Source organism: Streptomyces sp. NPDC025273, assembly GCF_040638585.1.
GTDB classification, from domain to species: Bacteria; Actinomycetota; Actinomycetes; order Streptomycetales; family Streptomycetaceae; genus Streptomyces; species Streptomyces cinereorectus.
This window is the reverse complement of sequence record NZ_JBEZYP010000006.1, coordinates 130,162-156,546: the sequence shown is the minus strand read 5'-3', so window position 1 is coordinate 156,546 and position 26,385 is coordinate 130,162. Positions and strand designations below refer to the sequence as shown.

Annotated in this window: 18 protein-coding genes and 2 pseudogenes; 5 read left to right on the top strand and 15 right to left on the bottom strand. The window is 70.8% G+C overall.

Annotation, left to right across the window (positions count from 1 at the left end; all coding sequences use genetic code 11):
• Positions 1 to 138: 138 nt before the first annotated feature.
• The 5 genes from AB0F38_RS13050 to AB0F38_RS13030 form a co-directional block, all read right to left on the bottom strand.
• Positions 139 to 819, bottom strand: coding sequence for a dipeptide/oligopeptide/nickel ABC transporter ATP-binding protein (locus AB0F38_RS13050; protein WP_361891059.1), 681 nt, complete (start codon positions 817 to 819; stop codon positions 139 to 141).
• On the bottom strand, positions 816 to 1,775 hold the full coding sequence (locus AB0F38_RS13045; protein WP_361891056.1) for an ABC transporter ATP-binding protein: 960 nt from the start codon (positions 1,773 to 1,775) through the stop codon (positions 816 to 818). Before AB0F38_RS13045 ends, AB0F38_RS13050 begins: the two co-directional genes overlap by 4 nt.
• On the bottom strand, positions 1,744 to 3,510 hold the full coding sequence (locus tag AB0F38_RS13040) for an ABC transporter permease subunit (RefSeq protein WP_361891053.1): 1,767 nt from the start codon (positions 3,508 to 3,510) through the stop codon (positions 1,744 to 1,746). The genes AB0F38_RS13045 and AB0F38_RS13040 overlap by 32 nt, the downstream gene beginning before the upstream one ends.
• Positions 3,507 to 4,997: an ABC transporter substrate-binding protein gene (locus AB0F38_RS13035; protein WP_361891050.1), complete on the bottom strand. Its 1,491-nt coding sequence runs from the start codon at positions 4,995 to 4,997 to the stop codon at positions 3,507 to 3,509. The genes AB0F38_RS13040 and AB0F38_RS13035 overlap by 4 nt, the downstream gene beginning before the upstream one ends.
• A gap of 625 nt (positions 4,998 to 5,622) precedes the next feature.
• Complete coding sequence (locus AB0F38_RS13030) at positions 5,623 to 6,243, bottom strand: hypothetical protein (protein WP_361891047.1); 621 nt, start codon at positions 6,241 to 6,243, stop codon at positions 5,623 to 5,625.
• Positions 6,244 to 6,828: 585 nt separating this feature from the next.
• Here AB0F38_RS13030 and AB0F38_RS13025 point away from each other — a divergent pair.
• A pseudogene (locus tag AB0F38_RS13025) lies at positions 6,829 to 7,657 on the top strand (alpha/beta hydrolase).
• 469 nt (positions 7,658 to 8,126) lie between these two features.
• On the opposite strand, the gene AB0F38_RS13020 reads toward AB0F38_RS13025, so the two are convergent.
• Positions 8,127 to 9,932: an ABC transporter ATP-binding protein gene (locus AB0F38_RS13020; RefSeq protein ID WP_361891044.1), complete on the bottom strand. Its 1,806-nt coding sequence runs from the start codon at positions 9,930 to 9,932 to the stop codon at positions 8,127 to 8,129.
• Between the two features lie 467 nt (positions 9,933 to 10,399).
• On the opposite strand from AB0F38_RS13020, the gene AB0F38_RS13015 reads away from it, so the two are divergent.
• Positions 10,400 to 10,984 (top strand): TerD family protein, encoded by a 585-nt coding sequence (locus tag AB0F38_RS13015; protein WP_361891041.1) that lies wholly within the window; start codon positions 10,400 to 10,402, stop codon positions 10,982 to 10,984.
• Positions 10,985 to 11,446: 462 nt separating this feature from the next.
• Here AB0F38_RS13015 and AB0F38_RS13010 read toward each other — a convergent pair whose 3' ends face one another.
• The 4 genes from AB0F38_RS13010 to rpmF form a co-directional block, all read right to left on the bottom strand.
• Positions 11,447 to 14,248 (bottom strand): heavy metal translocating P-type ATPase, encoded by a 2,802-nt coding sequence (locus tag AB0F38_RS13010; protein ID WP_361891038.1) that lies wholly within the window; start codon positions 14,246 to 14,248, stop codon positions 11,447 to 11,449.
• 160 nt (positions 14,249 to 14,408) lie between these two features.
• Entirely contained in the window at positions 14,409 to 14,888 is a 480-nt protein-coding gene (locus AB0F38_RS13005) for a hypothetical protein (protein ID WP_361891035.1), read from the bottom strand.
• A gap of 275 nt (positions 14,889 to 15,163) precedes the next feature.
• Positions 15,164 to 16,339 carry a GTP-binding protein gene (locus AB0F38_RS13000; RefSeq protein WP_361891032.1) on the bottom strand — a complete coding sequence of 392 codons (1,176 nt, stop codon included), beginning with the start codon at positions 16,337 to 16,339 and terminating at the stop codon, positions 15,164 to 15,166.
• Between the two features lie 6 nt (positions 16,340 to 16,345).
• Positions 16,346 to 16,516, bottom strand: a complete 171-nt coding sequence (gene rpmF / locus AB0F38_RS12995) for a 50S ribosomal protein L32 (protein ID WP_361891029.1) — start codon at positions 16,514 to 16,516, stop codon at positions 16,346 to 16,348.
• A 711-nt stretch (positions 16,517 to 17,227) separates the two neighbouring features.
• Between rpmF and AB0F38_RS12990 the strand changes: the two genes are divergently transcribed.
• From AB0F38_RS12990 to AB0F38_RS12980, 3 genes are all read left to right on the top strand, one after another.
• Positions 17,228 to 17,767, top strand: a complete 540-nt coding sequence (locus tag AB0F38_RS12990) for a hypothetical protein (RefSeq protein WP_361891026.1) — start codon at positions 17,228 to 17,230, stop codon at positions 17,765 to 17,767.
• 69 nt (positions 17,768 to 17,836) lie between these two features.
• On the top strand, positions 17,837 to 17,971 hold the full coding sequence (locus AB0F38_RS12985) for a DUF3291 domain-containing protein (RefSeq protein ID WP_361891505.1): 135 nt from the start codon (positions 17,837 to 17,839) through the stop codon (positions 17,969 to 17,971).
• Between the two features lie 235 nt (positions 17,972 to 18,206).
• Entirely contained in the window at positions 18,207 to 18,824 is a 618-nt protein-coding gene (locus AB0F38_RS12980; protein WP_361891023.1) for a TOPRIM nucleotidyl transferase/hydrolase domain-containing protein, read from the top strand.
• A gap of 261 nt (positions 18,825 to 19,085) precedes the next feature.
• Here the strand turns inward: AB0F38_RS12980 and AB0F38_RS12975 are convergent, their stop codons facing one another.
• The 5 genes and pseudogenes from AB0F38_RS12975 to AB0F38_RS12955 form a co-directional block, all read right to left on the bottom strand.
• Positions 19,086 to 19,550 (bottom strand): nuclear transport factor 2 family protein, encoded by a 465-nt coding sequence (locus AB0F38_RS12975; RefSeq protein ID WP_361891020.1) that lies wholly within the window; start codon positions 19,548 to 19,550, stop codon positions 19,086 to 19,088.
• A gap of 32 nt (positions 19,551 to 19,582) precedes the next feature.
• The gene (locus tag AB0F38_RS12970; protein WP_361891017.1) at positions 19,583 to 20,758 is read right to left on the bottom strand and encodes a macrolide family glycosyltransferase; all 1,176 of its coding nucleotides are present in this window, start codon (positions 20,756 to 20,758) and stop codon (positions 19,583 to 19,585) included.
• Positions 20,759 to 20,807: 49 nt separating this feature from the next.
• Positions 20,808 to 21,410 (bottom strand): dTDP-4-dehydrorhamnose 3,5-epimerase family protein, encoded by a 603-nt coding sequence (locus AB0F38_RS12965; protein WP_361891014.1) that lies wholly within the window; start codon positions 21,408 to 21,410, stop codon positions 20,808 to 20,810.
• A 364-nt stretch (positions 21,411 to 21,774) separates the two neighbouring features.
• Positions 21,775 to 22,632 (bottom strand): annotated as a pseudogene (gene rfbA, locus AB0F38_RS12960) (glucose-1-phosphate thymidylyltransferase RfbA); the annotation flags it as partial.
• A 2,088-nt stretch (positions 22,633 to 24,720) separates the two neighbouring features.
• Positions 24,721 to 26,148, bottom strand: coding sequence for an MFS transporter (locus tag AB0F38_RS12955; RefSeq protein ID WP_361891011.1), 1,428 nt, complete (start codon positions 26,146 to 26,148; stop codon positions 24,721 to 24,723).
• Positions 26,149 to 26,385: the final 237 nt, after the last annotated feature.

The window sequence follows — 26,385 nt, the reverse complement described above, 5'->3', positions numbered from 1 at the left end:
CGGATCGCGGCGGGCATCGCCACACGGCTCACCGACGTACGGGCAACCGCCACGGCCGGCGACGGTGCTGCCAGGAGGCCACGCGCCGAGGGCGCACGACGCGGCGACCGGGCCGTCCGGTGGGCCGCGGCGCAGCCGTCAGGCGTGGACGGTGCGTCCGTCCCGCATCTCGATCACCCGGTCCGCGAAGTGCCGTACGACCGCCCGGTCGTGGCAGATGAACAGATAGCCGAGGCCCAGCTCGTCCTGCAGATCGGCGAGCAGGTTCAGCACGCCGGCCCGCACGGAGGCGTCGAGTGCCGACACCGGTTCGTCGAGGACGAGCAGCCGCGGTCCCGAGGCGAGGGCGCGGGCGATTCCGGCCCGCTGGCACTGGCCGCCGGAGAGTTCGTGCGGACGACGGTCCCCGCACGACGGGTCGAGGCCGACCCGGTCGAGCAACTCGGCCACGCGTGCGGGGCCGTCGGCCGGATTCCATCTGCCGTGCACCTTCAGTGGCTCGGCCACCGCGTCGCGGATGCGGTGGCGAGGGCTGAGGGAACCGTAGGGGTCCTGGAAGACCGGCTGCATGCGTCGGCGCAGCGGGCGCAGTTCGCGTTCCGCCAGGGGCGTCAGCTCCCGCCCCTCGAAGCGGACCTTCCCGGCGTCGGGCCGGCGTAGCTGGAGCACCGCGAGGGCGGTGGAGGACTTGCCGCACCCCGAGGGGCCGTTGAGGGCGAGGGTCTCACCGGCGTCCAGTGCGAACGAGACATGGTCCACGGCGGTCACCGGGCCGTAGCGGACGACGAGGTCGCGGACGTCCAGCAGGGGGTGGTTCACAGGTACTCCCCGAGAGGGCCGGGCACGTCTGCGGCGTGATGGCAGGCGACCAGGCGTCCGTCCACGGTCCGTAGTCCCGGTTCGCTCTCGTGGCACGGGTCCGTCGCCAGCGGGCAGCGCGGCGCGAAGGCGCAGCCCGGCCCGAGGGCGTCCGGCGCGGGCGGGGTGCCGCGGAGCACCGGCAGCCGGCGGCGCCGGGGGCCGTCCTGCGGGAGTGAGGACAGCAGGCCCGTCGTGTACGGGGCGCGCGGACGGCCCAGGACCTGCCGGACCGGGCCCAGTTCGGCCGCCCGCCCCGCGTACATCACCAACACGCGGTCCGCGTGGTCCCGTACTACGTCCAGGTCGTGGGTGATGAGGACCAGTGCGGCGCCGACCGCCTCCCGCTGCTCGGCGAGCACCCGCAGCACCTGCTCGCGGCGCTCCTCGTCCAGCGCGGTCGTCGGCTCGTCGGCGACGACGACCTCGGGCTCATTGACCGTTGCCATGGCGATCACCGCGCGCTGTCGCATGCCGCCCGAGTACTCATGGGGGTAGGCCCGTGCCCGGCGCACGGCGTCCGGGATGCCGACCCGGTCCAGTGCTGCCACGGCACGGGCGTGTGCCTCCCCGCGGGACAGGCGCCGCACCGACCGCACGGCGGCGGCGAGCTGGTCGCCGACAGGGTGGACGGGGGAGAGGGCGGACATGGCGTCCTGGGGGACAAGGGTGATCCGGCGTCCGCGCTCGGCCGCGAGATCGGCGGAGTCCCGCAACCGCACGCTGCCGCCGGCCGTCGCGCCGCGCGGCAGCATGCCGAGCAGCGCCCGACCGGTGAGGGACTTGCCCGCACCCGACTCCCCGACGAGGGCGAACACCTCGCGCGGGCGGACGTCGAACGTCAGTCCGCGCACCGCCTCGACCGCGCCGAACGCGATCCGTAGGTCACGCACCGACAGCAGTGCTTCGGACTGCATGGGCGGTCTCCTTCCGTACAGTGCGTCCGGTCGTGCGCCGGCCTCCCCGGCCCTGCGCGTACGCCGCGCCCGACACAGCCAGTCCTGCCAGCAGGGCCAGTGCGGCGGCCGGGGCGAGGGCCGCCCACGGGGCGCGTTCCACGTAGGCGCGGGACTCGTCGAGGAGCAGGCCCCACTCGGGGGCGGGCGGTTGGGCGCCGAGGCCGAGGAATCCCAGGGAGGCCAGGGCGAGGGCGACGCCGGGCAGCCGCAGCAGGGCGTGCCGGGCCACCGGGGCGGCGACGGACGGCAGGACGTGCCGGGTGAGGATCCACAGCGGTGGTGCGCCTATGGCGCGTTGGGCGGTGAGAAACGCCGACGCCCGTACCTCCTGCACCAGCGCCGCCGCATGCGCGGCCAGGGGCGGCCAGGAGATCAGCGCGACCGCGAGGGCCGCGCCGCCGGTGCCGGGACCGGCCGCCGCCGCGACCAGGATGCCGACGATCACGGGCGGCAGGGCGTTGGCGATGTCCGCCGCGCCCGCCGCGATGCCGGGCAGGAAGCCGAGGGCCAGGGCGACCCCCAGGCTCAGCAGGCATACGGCCGCCGCCGTGCCGACCGTGGAGGCGGCCCCGTGGCCGAGCCGGGCCAGTACGTCGCGGCCGAGTCCGTCGGTGCCCATCGGGTTCGCCCAGGAGGGCGGGGCCAGCCGGGCCGTGGTGTCGACCGCGTACGGATCGCGGAGCAGGCCCCAGCCGATCGCGGTCAGCAGGAGGGTGCCGAGGACGGCAGGGACCGCCAGGTGCGCCCGGACAGGCCGGGCCGGCGGCAGCGAGAGCCCGGCGTCGCGCAGGGCGGGGCCCAGCAGCTGGCGTCGTACGAGGCCGGCCAGTGCGCCGGTGACCAGGCCCAGGGCGAGCAGGGCGAGGACGGCCCCCTGGAGCAGCGGCAGGTCCTGCGACTTGGCCGCGCCCAGCGCGGTACGTCCGATGCCGGGTACCGCGAAGACGGTTTCCACCGCGACCGCGCCGCCCGTCAGGCCGACGGCGACCATCCCGAACTGTGGTACCAGCGGCGGCAGTACGCGACGCAGCGCGGCGAACGAGACACGGGTGCGGTTCACTCCCGCTCCCCGCCACAGCTCCACCCACCGTTCGTCCAGTACGGCGGGCAGCGCGTCCGCGACGAGCCGTCCGAGCAGGCCGCCCGCAGGGACGCCGAGTGCGAGGGCGGGCAGGACCAGGTACTCGGGTCCCTGCCAGCCGGACGTCGGGAGCCACCCCAGCCACACTCCGCACACCAGCAGCGCCACGGTGGCCAGGAGGAACTCGGGCACGGCGGCGGCCATGGCGGCGAACGCCCCCGCAGACCCCCGCCCGCGCACCAGTACGGGGGCCACCAGGGCCACAGCCAGCAGCACCGCCACGGCCAGCGCGGCGGCCATCAGGCCCAGCGACACCTGGAGCCCGGAGACGACGGAGGGCATGACGTCCGTCCCCGACACCCAGGAGGTGCCGAGGTCGCCATGCAGCAGCCCGGTGGCCCAGTCGCCGAGCAGGGAGAGCGGGCCGGCGTCCAGACCGAGGTCCCGGCGGATCGCGGACAGGGCCTCCTCGGTCGGTTCCTGTTCGGCGGACCGGGCGCGCAACACGGTCAGTGCGGGGTCCCGGCCGGAGAGCCAGGGCAGCAGGCCGACGGCGGCGAGTGCGGCGGCGAGCGAGACGGCGCGGGTCACCCCCGCTGCGGTCGGCCTCACCTGATGTGGGTGTCGAGCGTGACCAGTTCCCGCTCGCGCGGGTCGTGGGCCGCGCCGACCACGTCGGCGGCGTCGCCCTGGATCACGCGCTCGTGGAGCATCGGCACGGCCGCGTCGGTGGCGAGCACGGCGGCCTCGGCGCCGACGACGGCTCGGCGGCGGGCATCACCGGTCGGTGTCGCGCCCGCCTCGTCCAGGGCCTTGTCCACGGCCGGATCGGCGAGCTGGGGGATGTTGAACGAGCCGTCGGAGGCGAAGTCGCTGTACAGGTACGCGGCCGGGTCGCCGGAATCGAGGACGGTGGCCCGGGAGAGGACGAACGCGTCGAACGCGCCCGCCAGGGCGTCGGACTCGATGTTCGCGTACTCGCGGACCTCCAGCCTCACCTGGAACCCCGCCTTCTTCAGTTGCTGTTGCAGCGCGGCGGCCACCTCGGGCAGTTCTGCCCGGTCGGTGAACGTACCGATGGTGATGTTCCTGCCCGCCGGGTCGCCCGCCTTCGCACGGCGCACCGGCTCGCGCAGGCCGGCCGCCCACGGCAGCGCGGGCCCGAGCAGCCCTCCGGCGACGTCTGCTCTCCCTTCGTACACGCCCTTCACGAGCGACTCGGCGTCGATCGCCTCCCGGGCCGCCGCCCGCAGCGCCGGGTCCTTGAAGGCGCCCTTCTCCGTGTTGAGGTACAGCGTGTTGGTGCGCGGCATCGGGACCTCGGTGATCAGGTCCTTGTCCAGCAGCGCGGCCTGCGAGACGGGTACCGCCTCGACGATGTCGGCCTCACCGCTGCGCAGGGCTGCGGCGCGGGCGGTGCCGTCGGGCACGAACGTCACGTCGATGCCGGGAGCCTTGGCCGTGCCGCCCCAGTAGGCGTCGTAGCGGTCAAGGGCGGCGGAGGAGGTGCCGTTGACCTTCGTCAGTTCGAAGGGGCCGGTGCCCGCACCGACCGGGTTCACCGTCTTCCCCGTGTACGCCTTCGCCGCGAGGATCGACAACTGCGGGGAGCTGAGCCGCTGCGGGACCAGGGGGTCCTCCTCGCCGGTGGTGACGAGTACGGTGCCCGCGTCCCCCCTCTTCACGGTCAGCTCGACGCCGTCGAGTATGCGGGGCTTGGGTGAGGCAGCCGTGGCCCTGGTGAGGGAGCGGACGACGGCCTCGGCTGTCAGCTCGGTGCCGTCGTGAAAAGTCACGCCCTCGCGGAGGGTGAAGGTCCAGCTCCTGCCGGACTGCTTCCACCCGGTGGCCAGCGCGGGCTCGGGGTCGCCGTTCGCGTTCAGGCGCACGAGCGTCTCCGCGGTGGACCAGCGGGAAAGCTTGAACGCGTCGTCGGAGAGGGGGGACAGGCCCGAGCGCGGCGGTTGCATCATCGCGACGCGGAGGCGCTCGCCCGCGCCGGTGCCGCTGGTGGCGTCCGTGGACGCGAAGCAGCCGGTGAGCAGGGTGGAGGCGGCCAGGGCCGCGGGGAAGAGCAGGAGACGGGACGGGACGCGCACGAGGTCACTCCGGGTAAAGGGCAGTTCAAAGGTTGAGCGTGCGACGACCGTAGCATGATGATAATCATTTTCAGAACGAGGGGGAGGGCCGGCCCGCGGGGCGCAGGCACGCACCTCCCCTGTACCGGACCCGCCGCCGGGCACTCCTCGTTCGTCAGCGTGCCGGCAGTTCGCCGGGTGCCTCCTGGACGACCCGGCCGTCGCCGTCCGGGTCGCTGAACGGCGTGAACGAGTTCCAGGTGTCGCCCTGCCCTCCTCCCGGCCGGCTGCTCCCAGGTGGCGGACCGGGGAGACGTCCACGCCCCGGCCCAGGACTGAAGCCACGGCGTACCGGCACCCCCGCACATACGGAAGCGGCTCCCCGTTGCGCACGAAGGAGCCGCCGCGAACGTCGAAACGCCCATGTGGTCCGTGCGCCGGCCACGCGCACCCGTCGTCCCCGCCTGGTCCGATGCCGCGGTGCGGTGTGGCGTTCCCCCGAAGGCCGACGAACCGCCGCCGGGCCCGTCCTGGCTGCAGTGAGCCGGCCGGGAGGGCCGTGGGCGAGGACCCACCCGAGTGTGCCTGCGGCCCCCCAGGTATGCGGCTCTGGGCGAGGGACCCCGCCTACCACGGCCAGCCAGTACTACTGGGCCGGCTCCCCGGCTCCGTCGTGCGCCGAGTCGGAAGGGGAGGCCGAGACAGGGCTGTAGTAGACGGAACGCCCTTGCTTGGAACGCTCCAGCAGCCCATGGGCGACCCCTTGCTCGAGGGTGTTGCGTACCACCGCGACCTGGGTCTTGCGCTGAGGGTGAGACCCGGCCAAGGCGACAGTCACCTCAGCTGCAGACTTCGGTTCCCGCTCGTCGGCGAGGTACCTGGTGACCAACTCACGCCATGTGGGCTCGCCGGCCCCCTTCGATGCTGCGGCTCCGTTGGCCGGAGGAGTCTCCTGACCCGCCTGCACCCGGGGCTTCGGCTTGCGTCCCCCCTTCTGTGCCGGTGTCTTGCTCCGAGGACGGCGAGCCGCGGGAACGGACACCGCCTTGCGGTCCTTGCCCTTGGGTGCCGCCGACCTTCCGGCACCGCCCAGCACCTCCTGCATTTTGACCAGGATCTGCTCGCTCTCCTCCAGTTGGATGAGCTCCTCCTGCAGGCGGGTCAGCTCGGCGCGAGCCCGGTCCTGTTCATTCCGGTTCGCTGCAAGATCATCTGTGATCCTCTGTGCGTAGTCCGCGCTGACGGTGGATGGAGTGTTTTCGGACATGCAGTCCTCGTCTTTCGCTGTGTCTCATATGCGTATGGCGGCTGATGCTACCGACACCAGCGAACGCAACAAGCCAGAAGATTCCAACTACCGCAGCGCGGGCACTCTCCGGCACGCCTTTGTTCGACCAGGACAACGAGTGCACCGGCAGAGCCGCCACCCAGGACTTCCCACGGAACTGGGTTACGACGTGCTCGAGTTCACGAAAGCGATCCAGTTCCCCGGCAGTGCTGCGACTGGCTGACACACGTCATCTGTCCTGGCTGCCCAGCCTGCCCGATACACCACGAATGGGTTGCCCGGTGGACCATGCAGGCCGCCCTCTCACCGGCGGACAGTCGTGGATGGCGTAGCCGGCTGGGGCTCGGGAACCGGCGGGCTGGACACCAGGAACGCCAGCGCCGTCGTCAGGCGCGGGTATCCAGGTCGTGTGGAGATGCGAGGGGCCCTGGTGCGTGGAAGATGGGACGGGAAAAGGGTCGGTCCCAGAGGTGCCCGGCGGACCCGGCCGGTCGGCCGGGAGAGTCCTGCACCCGGGCGGGCCCACTCGGCGGCGGGCTGCCGCACAAGCGGGAGGGAGTACCCATGCCTGTCTGCGCGACGCGTGACGGTGTCGAGATCTTCTACAAGGACTGGGGCCAGGGACGCCCCGTCGTCTTCATCCATGGCTGGCCGCTGAACGGCGACGCCTGGCAGGACCAGCTGAAGGCCGCCGCCGACGGAGGTTTCCGCGGCATCGCGCACGACCGTCGAGGGCACGGACGCTCCACGCCGGTCTACGACGGTTACGACTTCGACACGTTCGCCGATGACCTGAACGATCTGATCACGCAGCTCGACCTGCGCGACGCCACCCTGGTCGCCCACTCCATGGGCGGCGGCGAACTGGCCCGCTACATCGGCCGGCACGGCACCGACCGCATCAGGTCCGCCGTTCTGCTCTCCGCGGTCCCGCCCCTGATGCTCCAGGGCCCGGACAACCCCGAGGGCGTGCCCCGGTCCGTCTTCGACGACATCAAGAAGGGCATCCTGGCCGAGCGCTCGCAGTTCTGGAAGGACACGGCCGTCGGGTTCTTCGGCGCGAACCGGGACGGGAACAAGGTCACCCAGGGGAAACGAGGACGCCTTCTGGCACATGGCCATGGCCCAGACCATCGTGGGTGCTGTGGACTGTGTGGACGCGTTCGCGGCCACCGATTTCCATGAGGACCTGAAGAAGTTCGACGTGCCGACCCTGATCGTGCACGGCGACGACGACCAGGTCGTACCGATCGATGCCACGGGACGGAAGTCGGCGAAGCTCATCCCGAACGCCACGCTCAAGGTGTACGAGGGCGGCTCCCACGGCATCGCGCTCGTCCCCGGCGACAAGGAGAGGTTCAACGCGGACCTTCTCGACTTCCTCGCCGACTGAGACCGACTGGCGGACCACTCCGGACGGCTCCGAGGGTGGCGCGGAGCCGTCCGTGCGGCTCCCGCGGTGGCCGGTGAGCAAAGCCGGCCTCTACTCCTCGCAACACGCACTGCCAGCGGGACATCGGCGGCACGCCGCTGGACCGGCGCGCCGGCGATGCCTCGTGCTCCTGTCGCAGTCCTGCGGCCACTCCGGCCACCTCGGATCATCCGGCCCGCGCAGCCGCGTCACCAGGTCCGATTCGCTCCTCGTCAGGGGGACATGCCGTCCGGAACGATCCTCGTCAGCGCAGAGCGTCCGCGAGGACAGCGGGGTTGGGGCCGCTCAAGGCGACTCTGTACGGGGTCGGCTCGGTTCAGCTCCTCGGCCTCTCGGCCGGTCCGCCGCCAGCCACGGCGACGCGGTCCCACCCCTGGCGGCGCCGTACGCGGCAGGGGCCGGGAACACCCGGCCCCTGCCGCGGTGCCGTTCAGACGCGGTGGCCGGTGGAGTTCTCGGCGAGCAGCCCCTGGCTGTGCACGGCCGGCTGCAGTCCCGCGTACGTCCCGCCCCTGGAGAGGAGTTCCGCGTGCGTCCCCGCCTCCGTGATCCTGCCGCCGTCCATCACGACGATGCGGTCGGCGCCCTGGATCGTGGAGAGGCGGTGTGCCACAACGAACACGGTACGTCCGTGCACGAGACGGGCCAACGCTTGCTGAACGAGTGCCTCGGAACGGTTGTCCAGCGCCGACGTCGCCTCGTCGAGGACCAGGATGCGCGGGTCGCGGATCAGGGCGCGGGCGATGGCCAGGCGCTGCTTCTGGCCGCCGGACAGGCGTGCCCCCCGCTCGCCGACCACCGTGTCCAAGCCGTCGGGCAACTCCTCCACGAAGGCGAGTGCGTTCGCGTCCCGCAGGGCCCGCCGCAGTCTCTCCTCGTCGATGTCGTCGAGGCCGTAGGTCACGTTGTCGCGGATGCTGCCTTCGAACAGGATTGATTCCTGCGGCACCACGGACAGGAACTGGCGGTAGCTCCGCAGGTCCAGCGTTGCCATGTTCACTCCGTCGAGCAGGATGCTGCCCGTCGTCGGCCGGATGAAGCCGATCAGCAGGTTCAGCACCGTCGACTTTCCCGCGCCGGACGCGCCGACCAAGGCGATCGTCTCGCCGGGGCGCGCGGTGAGGGTGAAGCCGTCTACCGCCGGGGCCGCACCGTCGTACGCGAATCCGACCTGCTGGAAGTCGATCCGGCCCGTCACCCGCTCCACCGGGGCCTTGTCCTCGTTGCTCTCCAGGTCAGGAGCCTGGAGCACCTCGCCGACGGAGCGCACCGACTCCAGGCCCTTGCTGATGACCGGAGCCAGTCCCAGCAGTGTCGTCACCGAGCTGGTCAGCACGGTGAAGAAGGTGCTGAGCATGACGACATCGCCGGGCGTCACGGGCAGCAGGCCGTGATACGTGACGAGCCCCGAGCCCGTCAGGCAGAGGACTCCGAGAATGTTGAGCATCACCCAGGCCGCTGAGTTGAAGCGGCCGTTCATGACGTCGAGCCGCAGGCCTGCCGCGAACACCTGGCGCAGGGAGCCGTCCACGCGGCCCAGCGCGGCGCGCTCCAAGCCGTGGGCACGCGTGATCGGGATGAGCGTGGTCATCTCGCCCACCTGCGAGGAGAAGTGCTCCACCTCGCGCCGGAAGTGCTCGTTGTGGGTGCGCAGCCGATGCCGCAGCCGCATCACCAGGAACCCGGCCGCAGGAACGACGATCAGGAACACCGGCAGGAACTCAGGGGTGCGGAAGCCGATGACGACGAGGCCGCCCGTCAGGGTCACCAGCGCGCCCAGACCCATGTCGGAGCTCTGCTGCACCATTTGCTCCACCGACTCCACGTCCCGGACGACCTTGGTCTGCAGGACGCTGGAGTTGACGCGAGCGTGGTAGCCGATGGACAGGTGCTGCAGCCGGCGGCACAGGGCGGAGCGAAGTGCCGTGCCCATGCGACGGATGCTGCCGCCCAGAAGGCGCACGTACCACTGATGCAGCGGATAGTTGATCATGAGGATGAAGAGCAGGATGCCGGTCGCCTGCCACAACTCGGCCTGCGGGCCGTGCTGGATGACGACGTCGAGGACCGTCGCCGTGATCAGGGGCATCAGCCAGATGGGGCTGTGCTTCACGACGAAGATGCACGAGGCGAGCAGCAGCGCGCCGCGATCGGGACGGAAAAGGTGGCCGAGGGTGCGCACCGGGTGCTCACCGCGGTAGCAGTGGTCCAGATGGTTGGGGACGGGATGGTTCATGGCATCATCTCACCGCATCTTCGACGGGTGGGAAAGCGCTTTCCCCGCAGCGCTTTCCCGATCACGCGTCGTGTGGTGACGTGCGAGGCACACCGGACACACGCAGCCGGACGGCGGGTGGCGTGGGCGAGTGCGGACGTCGGCCGAACCGCTCGGAGATCGGCCTGACGGCCCTGGGGTCCGCACGTCGGGGTGGGGCACGGTCCGCTCGTGGCGGGACGAAGCCACGCCCTGGAATCGGCAGTTCGAGACCGACAGGACAGCTACGGGATCCCGGCGTGTCCGGATTCCTCTTCTCATGGCCCGCGGATGCGGAGCTCTCCGTCCGTACGACGATTCGCGGTTCTCGACGCGCGCGGCCCGGTCGCGCTCGAGCTCGCCAGAGGCGTAGCACCCCGGGCGGGCCCGGCATCCACGGGACCAGGCACACTTCAGGTGTAGCAATCTCGCGACCAAGAGGATCACGCATGATCACGCTGAAGAAGGAAGACGGCCCCGCCGACCTCGGTGGGGTGACCCACCTGTCCATCGGGGTGTCCTGGGACCCGACCGTGGGGAGCAGCGGAGGGCTGCTGGGCAAGCTCCGGCAGAAGGCCGGCACCGACCTCGACCTGATCGCTGTCGCGATGCAGGGCGCGGAGCCCGTACGGCTGGCCGGGCTCGACTCCCTTGACCCCCTCGGCAACGGCTCGCTGCTGCACAGCGGGGACAACCAGACCGGGCGCGGCGACGGTGACGACGAGACGGTCACGGTCGAGTTCGCCAGGGTGCCGTCCAACATCACCGCCATCGTGTTCATCGCTGCCGCGTACAAGAAGCGGAGCGACTTCCAGAACGCGCGCAACATCAGCTTCAAGGTCTACGACGCGACCGGGGGCTCCACCCAGCAGGTCGCCGACATCTGGCCGAGCCTTCTGACTGACGACAACGGCTGCGCCGTGGCCAAGGCGATTCGGGACGGTGCGGGCTGGAAGCTCCAGGTGATCAACGAGACGGGCAAGATCAAGCAGGGCGACGAACGTGCCCTGATGCGTTTCGCTGTGAGCAAGTAGCGAACGTTCCGGTCCTGCCGCGAACAATGACGGCCAAGCCGTGTTCTCCCGTCCGGCTGCGGTGAACAGCCGGGCGTACGGCCACGGATGCCGGCAGTGTGCCGCGCCGGGTATCGCGGCAGCCCTGGCTCGGGCACGTCGGCACGGCGTGTGTGCGGAGCGGTCGGCCACACCGGATCGTGGCCGACCGAAGCGCTGTGTCCTCTGGGGGGCGGAGGAGGACGGCTTTGTCCTCTGGAACCCGAGGCGAAGGAGGACGACCGGCGGCCGCCGGTCGTCCTCAGGCCTCGGGTGTCGCACCCCGGGGCCCGCCGTCCACCGCTGCGGGTGCAGCGGGACCGTCCTGTGCCGGGACGGCACGGGTGGCTTCCGGATCAACCGGTCCTGTCCGCGAGCTTCGACCTGGCGGCCCGGACGTCGCGGCGCCTGGCGCCGACGGCGGGAGGCGGGCGAGGGCTGTGGTCATCGGTCTTCCCCTCCTTCCGGTGTCCCGTCTTCCGGCGGTACGGGACAGGGGTCCGGGCCGGCGTCGAAGGCGGCTGCGCACTGCGCGGAGCAGAAGAAGTAGCTGCCGGTGCCGGTGTCACGGCGTTCGGCGGCGGTCGCGGGGTCCAGCTGCATGCCGCAGACGGGGTCCACCGCAGGCTCCTTCGGCCCGGGCTGGGACGCTTCGCCGGTGGCCGGTCGGAGTGAGCGGTGCCGCCCGTGTTCCGTGGCAGGGGGCCGGTCGGCTGCCGATTCCACCTGGGGCCCGACGGGCTCCGCCGTGGCGGGCGGCAGCGGGCTGGTGTGCCAGCGCCGCAGGCGGGAGGAGTTGGTGACCACGGACAGGGAGGACAGGGCCATTGCCGCGGCGGCGATGATCGGGCTGAGGCGGATGCCCCACAGCGGATAGAGGGCCCCGGCGGCGAGCGGCACGCCGACCGCGTTGTAGATCAGGGCGAAGAACAGGTTCTGCCGGATGTTCCGCATGGTGGCGCGGGAGAGCCGGATGGCGGTGACGACGCCGGTCAGGGAGCCGGAGATGAGCGTGATGTCGGCGGCTTCGATGGCGACGTCGGTGCCGGTGCCGATGGCCAGGCCGACGTCGGCTGCGGCGAGTGCCGGGGCGTCGTTGATGCCGTCGCCCACCATGCCCACCGTCCGTCCGTCGGCCTGCAGGCGGCGGATCTCATCGGCCTTGTGTTCGGGAAGCACCTCGGCCAGGACGCGGCGTACGCCGACTTGGGCGGCGATGGCGGCGGCGGTGCGGGAGTTGTCGCCGGTGAGGATGACCGTCTCGATGCCGAGCCGCTGCAGGGCCGCGATGGCTGACGTGGAGTCGTCCTTGATGGTGTCGGCGACGGCGAGGACACCGGCGGGCCGACCGTCGACCGCGGCGAGGACCGGTGTCTTGCCCTGCGCCGAGAAGCGGTCTGCGACCGGGGCGAGGACATCGGTGTCGATGTGGACATCGCCGAGCAGCCGTGTGGTCCCGACCAGGACCGTGTGGCCGCCGACGGTGGCCTGCACACCCTTGCCGGTGACCGAGTCGAAGCCGCTCGCCGCAGGCGGCGTGAGGCCGCGGTCCCGGGCCCCGGTGACGATCGCGCCCGCGAGCGGGTGCTCGCTGTCGGCCTCAGCCGCCGCCACCAGATTCAGCAGCTCGTCGTCCCTGAAGCCGTCGGCGCAGTGCACATCGGTGAGCTGGGGCTTGCCTGCGGTGACCGTGCCGGTCTTGTCGAGCACGACGGTGTCCAGCGTGTGGGCTGTCTCCAGGGCCTCGGCGGAGCGGATGAGGATGCCTGCCTGGGCGCCCTTGCCGGTTCCGACCATGACCGACAGCGGCGTGGCCAGGCCGAGTGCGCAGGGGCAGGCGATGATCAGCACAGCCACCGCGGAGACCAGAGCGAGGGTGAGCGCGGGGGCGGGCCCGACGGTGTACCAGAGGGCGAAAGCGGCGATGGCGATGGCGATGACGGCCGGTACGAAGTACGCGGAGACCGTGTCGGCGAGCCGCTGGATGGGTGCCTTCGACGCCTGGGCCTGCTGCACGAGGCGGATGATCTGCGCGAGCATCGTCGCGGCCCCGATCCGGCTCGCCCGTACCCGGAGCGAACCGGTGGTGTTGACAGTGGCCCCGATCACCGTGTCCCCTGCCCGCTTGGTGACCGGCATCGGTTCGCCGGTGACCATCGACTCATCCACCGCCGAGGACCCGGACAGCACTTCTGCGTCGACCGAGACCTTCTCCCCGGGCCGGATCACCACCTCGTCGCCGACCGCGACGTCCTCGATGGGGATCTGGCTCTCGATGCCGTCGCGTACGACGCGTGCGGTGCGGGCCTGGAGGCCCAGGAGGGCGCGGATCGCCTCGCCGGTGCCGGCCTTGGCACGCGCCTCCAGCAGACGGCCGAGCAGGATGAGCGTGAGGATCACCCCGACCGCCTCGAAGTACACCTCCCGTACGTCCTCCGGGAGGAGGCCGGGGGAGAGGGTGACCAGCAGGCTGTAGCCGTATGCGGCGGTCGTGCCCAGGGTGATCAGGGAGTTCATGTCGGCGCCGCGGTGCTTGAGGGTCAGCCAGCCGGTGGAGTGGATGGGCCAGCCGGTGTAGAGCATCACCGGGGTGATCAGCGCGAGCTGCAGCCAGTGGTTCAGCAGCCAGCCGGGCACCCAGTCGGCGCCGAACAGCTCGTGGGCCATGACGGCGAAGAGCACGGGAAGGGTGAGCAGGGCGCCGACGGCGACCCGTCGGGTCAGATCGGTGATCTCCGCCTGCCGCTCGGCGGCATCGGCCGCCTCCGCCTCGGCCCCGATTTCCGCGCCGAGGTCAGGTGCCGCAGGGGCGGCGGCAGCCGTGTCCCGGCTGCCGTCGCCCCCAGAGGTTGTCGTGCCGCCGGCGTCATCCACGCCTTCGACCAGCAGGGTGCCGTGGATCATGTTCATGCCGCAGGCGAAGCCGAAGGAGCCCGCGCGGTCCGGGACGACCCGCACGGTGGTGCGGGCGTACGCAGGCAGCCCCGCGCTGACCCGCAGGTCGGGGAAGACGACCCGGTTGGTGCACTCCCCGCTCTCCTGCCGGTCGAAGACCAGCTCCACCGGCAGGCCTTGGCGGACCTTGATGACGTCGGGGCGGTAGCCGCCCCGTACTGTCACCTCGACCCGCTGGACGCCGCCCTCCAGCTGCGCGGTACGGGCCTTGCGCGGGCCGAAGAAGAACCAGCCCAGCCCGGCTACCAGGACAACGGCCAGGGCCAGGACCACGACATCGGCGACACCCATGGCTGATCGCCCTCCTCGCGTGTGCGCTCCCTTCCAGCGTCCCGCGCGGCCACCGATGCCGGGTAGGGGCTGAGCGGCCCAAGAGCCGGGGACCACAGGCCCCCTGCCGCATGGAGAAGGGGGACCGTTGCAATGACGGAACAACCGGCCGGGCGGCCCCTCAAAATCCCGGGGCGGGGATGAAGCTCGGCCACCACGGGGGCACGCCGCTGGGGCAGGACGGGGCGGAGGACCCCTCCCAGAAGAATGAGATGACGCACCAGACACAGCCGAGGAGCGCCACCGCGAGGGCGAAGGCATGGACAAGGGGACGGGTCCCGAGAAGTGCGCTCACCGCAACCCAGACCAGCAGCAGGACCGTCCATAGGCCCGGGATGAAGATCCAGAGCAGGAAGCCGCTGTTGGCCGCGTTGTTCACTCCCACGTCACAGGCGCTCCACGACCTGCCCAGAAGCATGGCGGTGAGCACCGCGAGTGCCAGCCCCGTCACCGTCCCGAGATATCCATGCAGCCGTCGACCTTCCACAAGCCCCCCGTTCGCTGCGGAAAGCAACGCATCCGCACCGCTCGTCACCGCACGTCCACCCATTCCGCCAGCACCGATCAGCAGCGATTGGGTCCCCTTGAGCTTAGTGATCACACAAGCCGCCGGACAATCTCAGGGGCATTCAGTCGCTGACGCCGTTCAGCTCTGCCACGTTCTCAGAAGCGAGCGAAAGGCCGGCGCCTGCGACGTTCTCACGCAGGGGCCTGCACCGATCCGCGGGGTCGACGAGCATGTGAGGGGAGCCCTTGTTGCCGCGCGTACAGGTGGACCCCCGTCGACCAGGAGATCGGTCGACGGGGGTCCACCTGTACGCGGGCATGTACCGGGCCGGGCGATGCCGTGGCTGCGACCACCGTCCGGCCCGGAGTTCAGAGGTGCGACGCCACAGGGGCAGAGAGCTCGTGCTCGCACGCGTCGTCGATGCCGTAGGTGTCCCACTCCGGGAACGGATCGGCTGCGGGCCGTGCCTCTCCTTCGGACATCAGGCACTCGGCCAGGGCTTCTTGGAGGGCATCCGCGCGCAGATCCGTACCGATGAAGACCAGTTCCTGGCCCTGTGTGGTCCCGGCATCACGTGCGCCGGACGGCTCGAAGCGTGCCACGGACCCCGCCTGCGACCAGAGCCCGGTCACGTGCGGCCGGCTGGCCAGCCAGAAGAAGCCCTTGGAGCGCAGAACCTGCCCGTACCGGCCGCTGTCGATCCCGTCAGTGACGAACGTCCACAGGCGGTCCGGGTGGAAGGGGCGGCCCGAGCGGAACACGGTGCTGGAGATTCCGTACTCCTCGGTCTCGGGCATGTGGTCCCCGTTCAGTTCCCGCACCCATCCCGGAGCCTGTTGAGCCTGCTCCAGGTCGAAGAGACCCGTGCCGAGCACCTCGGAGAGCTTCACACGGCCCCGAACGGCGGGCACGATCCGGGCCACCGGGTTGAGGCGGTTGAGGGCGGCGGTGAGCTGTTCCCGCTCTCGCTCGTCCACGAGGTCCAGCTTGTTCAGCACGATGACGTCGGCGAATTCGATCTGATCCATGAGCAGGTCGCTGATCGTGCGCTCGTCGTCCTCGTACTGATCGAGTCCACGGTCGGCGAGACCGTCACCCCCTGCCAGTTCCGGAAGGAAGTTGGCCGCGTCGACCACGGTGACCGTCGTGTCGAGCCGGGCGAGATCGCCCAGCGTCGCCCCGTCGTCACGAGGGAAGGAGAAGGTCGCCGCCACCGGCATCGGTTCCGAGATGCCGCTGGACTCGATCAACAAGTAGTCGAAGCGCCCCTCGCGGGCAAGCCGGTCGACCTCTTCGAGCAGATCGTCGCGCAAGGTGCAGCAGATGCATCCGTTGGTCATCTCGACCAGGCGTTCGTCGGTGCGCGAGAGTGCGGCTTCGCCCCCGCGCACGAGTGCCGCGTCGATATTGATCTCGCTCATGTCGTTGACGATCACTGCGACTCGCATGCCCTCGCGGTTGCCGAGGACGTGGTTGAGCAGGGTGGTCTTGCCGGCCCCGAGGAAGCCTGAAAGCACGGTGACGGGCAGTAGGCCCTGTGTCATGAAGGATCAGTCCTCGGGGTGCAGGAGGCCGCGCTCGTAGGCCTTCACGAGCCGCTGCGGCACCTGGAAGACGGCGCCGTCGACCGTGACGGGCACGAGCTGGGGTGCCGCGGCCTTCCACTGGGCGCGACGGTGACGGGTGTTGCTGCGGGACATCTTCCGCTTCGGGACTGCCATGAGGACCACCTTTGTCGTTGACACCGAAACGCTATATGAAAACGATAGTCAATGCCAACTGACCTGCTGTGGTGCGAGGTCCGCCGCACTCATCGCCCCATGGCCGCCGCACCCTCTCGCCGACATGCATCGGCTCTCGGCTGCCCATGGCCGCCGCACTCCTCGCGAGGCGTCACCGAACCCGCGTACGTAGCCCGGTGACGTATTGCTGCGTGGTTTCACGGATGCCGTGTCGTACTCCTTTGTGAGATCGTCTCTCGGCCGGGCCGGGTACATCCGGTCGCGCCGACCGGCTGCGCCGACCACGGAACGCGAGCGGGGGCGACATGCGGGTGGGGTGGTGGACGTACCTACGGAACACGGCCGTTCCACTGCCGGCGGCCGGGGTGGACGGGCGCCGATTCCGGTGGTCGTCGAGCCGGTCATGAAGACTTGGGCGGCCGCCCCGGCAGAGGCACCGTCCGGCTGAGTTTCGCACGAACCTGGGGAGATTCCATGGGCGGATGCCTGGTCATCCTTCTCGCACTCACGATCGTTGGGGAGTTGCTCGCCGCCCCGGTCTGGCTGTACGACGTATTGGCCGCTCAGACGCCTCCGCAACGTCCTGGCGTGCTCGAATGGGTCGTATCGATCGGGATATCAACGCTGACCGCGGTAGCTGTGGCCTGGACGGCGGGCCGACGTCGGTCCGGCCGGGGGGTGTCCTTGGCCGTGCACACCATGATCCTGCTGGGGCTGTGTACGGCGGTGGCGCTGTGGATGCGGGACGTCGTCGAGACGGACAACTACACCCTGGAGGCTGGTCTGGAGAGCTTGGCGGCCGGGCTCACCGCCGTGCTCTTCCGGCGAGGTGTACGTACGTGGGAGCGGAAGCGTCCGCTGCCCGGGGAGATCTGGCTGGCCAGGGTCCCCTTCAGGGACAGGGACGAGGCGGCCCCTCACTATTGCGTGGTCGTGGGACGTCGCTTCGGTCACGCCGATGTCCTGCAGATCACGTCCCAGAACAAGGACACGCGCGAAGACTTCGTCCGCATCCCCAACGTGGGGTGGGACACCGTGTCCGGGAAGGACCACTGGCTGGAGATCGGCCTGACCCCACGCCGGGTCCCGTACGTCGACTTCCTGAAGAGCCGTCCGCAGGGCGCGTGCCCGAGGACGACATGGCGCCAGATCCGCGACCGCCGCCTGGAAGTGCCGGGCAGCCGCGCCGCGGGCCAGAGAGCCGGACAGGGGTCCTCCCGCCCGGAGTGAGGCCCGGCACCTGGCGGTGCTGGCACGCCACGAGAATGGTTCGCGCGTCTCGCCGAATTCCACTGCGCGCTGTGGTGGATCCCAGCCGGGCACCGCCCCGGCGTGGACGAAGGGATGGACCGTCTCGCCCTGATCCGCGTGATCGGCGAAGGACCCGGGGCGTTCAGCTTCCGAGGGCCGCACCCACCGCCGACCGGTGCGTGACCAGCACCGCCCATCCCGCCTTATCTGCGTCCGCGAGTCACAGTCATCGCTGTCCGCGCACGGGTTGCCCTTGTTCGTCATCGCGCGGGAGTAACTGCTGCTGGCTCCGGCCGGGCTGGACGTACGCGTTAGGATTCCGTGCCGCCCGGACTGCTGGGTCCGGGCCGCTCCTCGCCGATCGGCGGGGCGACGGAAATCCTTGGCGTGGTGGCGGGAATGGTTGGAGACTCGTCCCATGGCTGACATGGGGGTGTTCCGGGATGCGGTATCCGTATGGGCTGCTGGTGGCCCTGGCGACCCCGCGCGTGAGCTGGCCGCGCGATTGCCCGTGCGTACAGCCGTCCTGCTCGAAGGGCCCAGTGACGCCGCAGCAGTCAGTGCGCTGGCCGCGAGCCGCGGCCGGGACTTGGCGGCCGAAGGGATCTGCGTCCTGCCTATGGGCGGTGCGATGGGCGTCGGCCGCTTTGCCCGCCTCCTCGGCCCACCTGGCCTGGGTCTTCGCCTCACGGGACTGTGCGACGAGGCGGAGGTTCGCTACTACGCTCGCGGTTTGGAGCGAGCCAGTGCTGCGCAGCAGGAGTTCTTCGTGTGCGCGGCGGATCTGGAGGACGAGCTCATCCGGGCACTGGGTGTGACACAGGTGGAGCAGCTGGTCCGGGCGGAAGGTGACCTGCGTGCCCTACAGACCTTCATGGGCCAGCCGGCACAGCGGGGCCGCACCTCGCAGCAGCAGCTGCGGCGCTTCCTCGGCACGAAGAAAGGACGAAAGATCCACTACGGACGAGTCCTCGTCGAAGCCCTCGAACCGGACCGCGTACCCGCCCCACTCCATGGGCTGCTCGCCAGCTTCTGACTGCTGGGCGATGTTGCTCGTGGCGGCAGCATTCGGGGTGGTCTGCAGGGTATGCCGTGGTGGTTGGGGTGGTGTTCTGGTTGGTGGGTTGTTGTTTGTTACCAGCCGGTTTTGATGGTGTGGGTGTGTGTGGGGGTCTGTTGTCCCTGTGGGTCGGTGGGTAGTGCCGACCCACAGGGTGGTGTGGGTCTGTGGGGTGGTGGTGATACCGGTGGTGGTGGCCGGTGTGGGGCTGGTCGGGTTGTGCGGGGGTGGGGGTGGTTATCGTTTGGTGGATTTGTAGGCGCCGTCGGTCTGGACGTACCGGGTGCGTACGAGCCAGGAGTCGTTGGTACGGATGAGTTCGTCGTCGCAGAGGGTGTGGTGGCGGAAGTGGACGTCTCCGTCGAGGAGGGTCTGGTTGGGGACGACGTAGACCATGACGTAGCTCTGGGCGCGCAGGGTGTTGTCGTCGAGTTGCTCGACGGTGAGTTGTCCGACCCAGTGGCGCAGGATGAGTCCTTCGTGCATGAGGCTCTGGCGTGTGATCGCTTGGGTGAGGATGTCGCGGCCGACGAGGGGGTCGGGCATGTCGGCGGCCTGGAATACCCCGTCGGGGGTGAAGGTGCGGGCCCATTGTTCGCCGTCACCGCGGTCGAGGATTTTGAGTTGGAGTGCGTAGAACTGCTGGATCTCCAGGTACAGGTCGTGGGGGGCGAGTTTGGTGGTGAGGTCGTGTGAGTTCATTGTTGTCTCCTGTGGGGCGGGGTGGTGGTGGGTTACTTCGTTGTGGTGGTGAGGTGGGTGAGGATCGTGTCGGCTGCGCGGGGTGCGCCGCCGGCTTTTTGCATGTGAAGGCGCATGTCGCGGACGTTGGCCTGGATGGTGGGGTCGGCGGCGACGTCCAGGACGGCCTGGCGGAGGGTTTCGGCGGTGATTTCGCCTGGGGTCAGGACGCGGCCGAGGTTGAGTTCGCCGGTTCGTCGGGCGATCATTTCCTCGTCGCCGTTGTGGGGGACGGATACGAGGGGGACTCCGGCGTACAGGGCGTTCATGGTGCTGCCGGCGCCGCCGTGGCAGACGAACGCGCCGGCGTGTTCGAGGACGGCCTGGAGGGTGAGCCAGGGGTGGATCTCGGCGTTGGGGGGGAGTTCGCCGACGGCTTCGAGGTCGACGCCGGGGCCTGCTGCGATCACGACGTGCCAGGGCAGTCCTTCGAATGCTTTGGCGCACATCGCGAAGAATTCGGGCTGGGTGTTGAAGGTTGTGCCCAGGGAGATCAGTACGACGGGGTTGTCGTTGGCGGGCCGCCAGGTGCCCTTCAGGTCGCTGTCGCGCAGGGGGATCCCGACGAAGGTGTACTGGTCGGGGGGGAAGGAGTCGGCGTCGGTCTGGAACTCGCGTGGCATGAAGGAGATGTTGTGGGGGGCGTCGGACATGAGTTCGTCCAGGGGGACGTTCTGGAGTCCGTGGGTGTCGGCGAAGGCGCGGAGTTCGCGGGTGAGGTCGCCGAACAGTCCCTGGGCGGCGCCCTGTGCGTCGGTGAAGTACTGGTGGGAGGCCAGGACGGGGTAGAGCTGGATGCCGGGGATGTTGAGTTTGCGGGACAGGACGCGGCCCAGGAACTGCATGGAGATGTCGTAGACGAGGCAGTCGGGCAGGTCGTCACGGAAGTGGGTTTCCAGGGTGGGTGCGGTGGCGGCGGCTTCGCGGACCGCGCCGAGCAGGACGCGGGCCAGCCAGTCCTGCGCGCCGGTCGGTGCGATGGTGCGGGGGTCGAGGGTCGAGGTGTAGGGGATGATGTCGGCGCCGGTGGAGGCGATGCGCTCGGCGACGGCGTCGGCGGCCAGGTAGCTGACTTTGTGGCCGCGTTTGACCAGTTCCTCGACCACGCCCAGGGTCGGGGTGACGTGACCGGCCGCGGGGATGTTCAGGAAGGCGATGTGTCTCTTCATGAGTGTTCCTGTTCCTGGTGTCGTTGGCTTGCTCGTGGGTGACGCCCGGTCACCTGGGGGGCGGGGCGGGTGTGGTGACGTGGAGGTCGTCGTAGTGCGGCAGCACACCCAGGGCCTGGGTCTGTGCCAGCGTCGGCGCGGTCCTGTCCTTGTCGGACAGGATGATGTCGTCCATGGCGGGCCACGGCAGGGCGAGCTGGGGGTCCAGCGGGTTGATCGAGATCGCTTTCCCGGGGGTGTAGGTGTTGTCGCACAGGTAGGTGACGACCGCGGTGTCGCTGACCGCGGCGAATCCGTGCCCGAGGCCTTCGGCGATGTACAGGGCGTGGTGTTGTGTGTCGTCCAGCGGGATCGCGAGGGACGCGCCGTAGGTGGGTGAGCCGACGCGCACGTCGACGACGACGTCGATGATCGAGCCGCTCACGCACGTCACGTACTTCGCTTCACCCGGCGGGGCCGCTGTGAGGTGGATCCCGCGGATGGTGCCGCGTGTGGAGACGGAGCAGTTGACCTGTGCGACGTCCATGGGGCGGCCGGTGTGGGCGGACAGCCGGTGGCCGACGAACAGTTCCAGGAACGCGCCGCGCGGGTCGTCGAACACCTGTGGCCGCACGAGGTGGACGCCTTCGATGCCGAGCTCTTCGAACTTCATCAGGTCTTCCTTCTCACCCGGTGGCGCCGGCGCCGACGGGGACCGGTTGCCAGGTCTCTTCGGCCGGGGCGGGCCGGCGGGTCTCTTCGGCCGGGGCGGGCTGCCGGAGTCCCCTGGCCGGGACCGGGACCGGGACCGGGGCCGGGACCGGGACCGGGGCCGGGGCTGGGGCTGGGGCTGGGGCTGGGGCTGGGGTCGTTGGTCGGGGTTCCGTGGCGGGGGCCGGTGGCCGGTTCTGTCCGGCCGGGGCGGGCCGGTGGAGTTCCGGGGCCGGGGCGGGCTGTCGGAGTTCCGGGGCCGGGGCGGGGGCGGGTTGGTGGTTCTGCCTGGTCGGGGCCGGCTGCTGGATCTCTTCGGCGGCGGCGTCCAGGAGCCCGGTCAGGTATGTTCCGTAGCCGCTGGGCAGAAGTGGCCGGGCGAGCTCACGCAGCTGGTCGTCGCCGATGAGCCCGTTGCGCCAGGCCGCTTCCTCGACACAGCCGATCTTCAGCCCCTGGCGTTCCTCGATCACCCGGACGAACTCCGAGGCCTGCACCATCGAGGCGAAGGTCCCGGTGTCCAGCCATGCGGTACCGCGGTCCAGGACGGTGACGGCGAGTTCACCGCGGCTCAGATAGGCCTGGTTCACCTCGGTGATCTCCAGCTCGCCGCGCGCGCTGGGCCGCAGGGACCCGGCGATCTCGACGACCCGGTTGTCGTAGAAGTAGAGGCCGGGGACCACGTACCTCGATTTCGGATGCGTGGGTTTCTCCTCGATGGAAAGGACGTGTCCCTCGCGGTCGAAGTCCAGGACACCGAAGGCGCTCGGGTTGGCCACCGGGTAGGCGAAGATGTGCCCGCCCTGCGGGCAGGCGTGTGCCTTCAGCTGGTCCCCGAGGCCGACCCCGTGGAAGATGTTGTCGCCGAGGATGAGCGCGACCGGCTCGTCCCCGATGAAGTCCGCCCCGATCAGGAACGCCTGCGCGATACCTCCGGGGCTGGGCTGCGTCGCGTACCGGATCTGCAGGCCCAGCTGTGATCCGTCGCCCAGCAGCCGCTCGAAGGAGTCCCGCTCGGAGGGCATGGTGATGACGAGGATGTCCCGCACGCCCGCCAGCACCAGGGTGGACAGTGGGTAGTAGATCATCGGCTTGTCGAACACAGGCATGAGCTGTTTCGACATGACTTGGGTGACCGGCCACAGCCGGGAGCCGGTTCCGCCGGCCAAGATGATGCCTCGCATGTCTCGGAGGCTAAGGACGCCACCTATAGCGCCGATCGAGGCCGGGTGGGCGCCACACGGCACCGGCGCCACACCGGCCGGGCGGCCAAAGCCCGGCCCCGGACACCGCTACCCGCTGTCGGGGGTGGCCCCGGACACCGTTACCCGCTGGACACGGCCACCTCCGCACCCTCACCCCCCATCTCCGCACCTCTGCACCCGCACCTCTGCACCCGCACCTCTGCACCCGCACCTCCGCATCCGCACCCTCACCCCCGCACGGCCACCCCGCACGGCCGCCCCTCACCAGCCGGCCCTGCACGCAGGCCCCTTGGCCCCGGCCCTGCATGCAGGCCCCTTGGCCCCGGCCCTGCGTCTTACACGCGGCCGGTCCCCAGGGGTGCCGGATTCCACCGGTGCCGCAGAGGCGCTGACCCGCCCGCCCGGCAGGACACTTTTCGCGCCGTGTCCCCGCCCCCGGGGGCACGGCTTTCGCGACAGACCGGCCTGGCCCCGCCGCTCGCCCCGAGTGCGCTTCCGCCGTCCCGAACGCCTCCTGGCTGCCCCGGGGACATGGTGCGAGCGCCACGTCACGGCACACGGGTTCTCGCAGGACCTCGACAGCTGCGTACGTCTTCTGGCTTCGAGCAGCCACACCTTCGCCGGCGCACCGCGTGAGTGTTCACCGCACGCGGTGCAGAAGGCCGGTACGTGACGCGCGGGACGCTCCCGCCGAGACCACACACCACACACCACACGCCACACGCCACACGCCACAGGGCGCAGGCGCCGGCCCGGCCCTCGCCGGGTGGGCGTCCGAGGTCCGGCACCTCGGACGAATGCCTGGCGGCGCGGTGGTGGCCGGCGTACACCCACTACCGGGGCCGCGATGCCTCGGCATCCGGATTGGCCCTGCCGCGCGGGCGGGCGGCGTATGGGCACGTGTCCTCGCGGGCACCCACGCTCCCACCACCGCGGCCGCTGCTGCCGCTCCAGCGCTCCAGGAGATGCCACGTATGCCGATCACCTCTGCGGTGGAGTGTCCCCGCCCGCCGTGCGCCGCCGGACCGGCCCTTTTCTCCACGCGCAGGGTGGACAGTTGCCGGCCCCGCCCCAGCCGTCCGCGTCCCATGCGGCCCTGTCCCGTGCGCCCCCCCGGCGCTTGTGCTCCAGTGCTCTTTTGTCCGGGCGGGGGAGGGGACTGGTGCTGGTCTGCGGATTGTCTGCGGATTGTGCCCTGGCTTCTGTCGTCCCCGCGACGCCCGCCCCGCCCGCGCGTACGTTCGGTCGCCCAACACGCAGCCGGCCCGCCCGGCTGCTGCGCACCCCCATTTTTTGGGCCGGCGGGGGTGGCAGGCGGCCGTCCCGCGGTGCCTCCGGCGGTGCTTCAGGCGTTATCTCCCGGCGGTCTTTTCTGCGGCCCGCCCGTCGTGGTGCCCCGTGCCGGTGACCGTGTCCACCACGTCTGTACGGTGCGGACTTCTCGTGGCCGCGCACCCGGGCGGCGGTCTGCGGCGCGGCCCGTACGCCAACCCGCTGGACGGGGTCATGGCCGCGCCGGAGCGTTCACCGCCCGCACCCGTCTCCTGGCCACACGCCCGCACCCACCCGCCTACCGCGCGCACCCGCCTACCGCACCCACCCGCCTACCGCGCGCACCCGCCTACCGCACCCACCCGCCTACCGCGCGCACCCGCCTACCGCACCCACCCGCCTACCGCACCCACCCGCCTACCGCACCCACCCGCCTACCGCACCCACCCGCCTACCGGACCGCGCCGGACCTGCCTGCCGGGCCGCGCCGCACCCGCCCGCCGCACCTGCCTGCCTACCGTGCCGCACCCGCCCACCACCTGCCCGCTCACCTGCCCGTGTGTCCGTGTGTGTGAATCCGTGTGGCCCCCTGTCGGCCCAGTTCCGATCAGCCCCGCTCCACCGTCCTGGCAGGTGTGGCGGGGCCGGGCCCGGTGTCCCCCCGCACCGGCTCCCTGGTTCGGGAACCGCTCCGGGCAGGCCCTGTGTCTACGCGCCCTGCACGCGGGCAGGGAGAAGCCCGCCCGGCGGACCGGACGGGCTTCTCCCTGCCCGCGTGCCACGGGCCCTGCCCGGCTACCGGGTCCCGCGCGGCACCGCCGCCGCGGCCGCGAGGCTGAGGGCGAGCAGTACCCCGGTCGCGAGGAACGCGACCCCGTAACCGGACACGAACGCGTGGGCGTCAGGGGCAGTGTCACCCGCGACGTCCGCGGTACGGGTCTGTGCCAGGGCGACCATGACCGCGAGGCCGGCCGCCCCGCCCAGCGACTGCGAGGTGTTCAGCACTCCCGAGGCCAGGCCGTGCTTGTCCTGCGGCACACCCGCCGTCGCCGCGCCCGCCACCGAGGTGACCACGATGCCCAGGCCCAGGCCGAACAGCAGGGTCGGGCCGAGCAGGTCGGCGAGGTAGGAGGCGTTCTCGTCGGCCGCCGACTGCCACACCAGCCCGGCGATCATCGGCAGGAGCCCGGCCAGCATCATCGGCCGGGGACCGGTCCGCGGTGCCACGCCCGAGGACGCGGCGGCACCGATGAACGCGAACACCGTCAGCGGCAGGAACGCCAGCCCGGTGCGGATGGCACTGTAGTGGAGCACCGTCTGGTACAGCAGGGTCAGGAAGTAGAACATCGTGGGCAGCGCCGCCCCGAAGGCCAGCATCGTGAGGTTCGCCGCCCATACCGAGCGGTTACGGAACAGGCTCAGCTCCATCAGCGGCTGCTCGGCCAGCTTGGCCTGGTCGAGTACGAACACCGCGAGCAGCAGCACACCGGCCGTCAGCGACGTGACGATGCGCGCCGATCCCCACCCGTAGTGCTGTCCTTCGGCGAGCCCGTAGACGAGTGCGGCGATCCCCAGCGTGACCGACAAGGACCCCAGCACGTCGAGCTTCGTCTTCTCACGCTTGCTGCCCGGGGCCCCGGTGACCGACATGAGCGCCATGCCCGCGATCAGCAAACCCAGCGGCAGGTTCACGAGGAACACCCACCGCCACGACATCCACTCCACGATCGCCCCGCCGCTCAGGACACCGATCGCCCCGCCGCTCCCGGACGCCGCACCCCACAGGGCGAACGCCTTGGCACGCTCGACCGGCTCGGTGAACGTGGAGCTCAGCACGGCCAGGGTCGCGGACGCGATGATCGCACCGCCGAAGCCCTGCCCGGCACGGCCCAGGACCAGCGTCGCCGCGTTCGGCGCGATACCACCCACGAAGCTGAACACCGTGAACACGGCGGTCCCGATGAGCAGCAGACGCCGGCCCCCGAACAGGTCGACCATCCGCCCGGAGAACAGCAAGAAACCCGCGAACGGAATCAGATACCCGTTGTACACCCAGGTCAGGCTGCCCGGGGTGAAGTCCAGTGCGTTCTGGATGGACGGGATGGCGACGTTCACGATCGAAGCGTCGAGGATCACGATCAGCTGCCCCAGGCAGCACACCGCCAGGACGAGCCCGGCCCGGCGCGCCCTGACCGGGGCCTCCAGCGTCATCTGAGCGGTCATCGCAGAAAACTCCTTGTTCGGATGGGGGAGGGGACCGCGCCCGGGCCCCGGCGCGTGCACCGCGACCGCCCGGCGTCAGCCAACGCGCACTCCGCGACCGCACCGCCCCCGCAGGCGCCGCGCAGCAGGCACGGGCGCGCCCCGGGTGCGGCCCTCCCGCCGCCTTCCACCGTGTGCGGCGCGAGGGCCCTTCCTTCCCGCAGCCACTGCGCCGGCCGCGTTTTTCTGCCGGTCGCC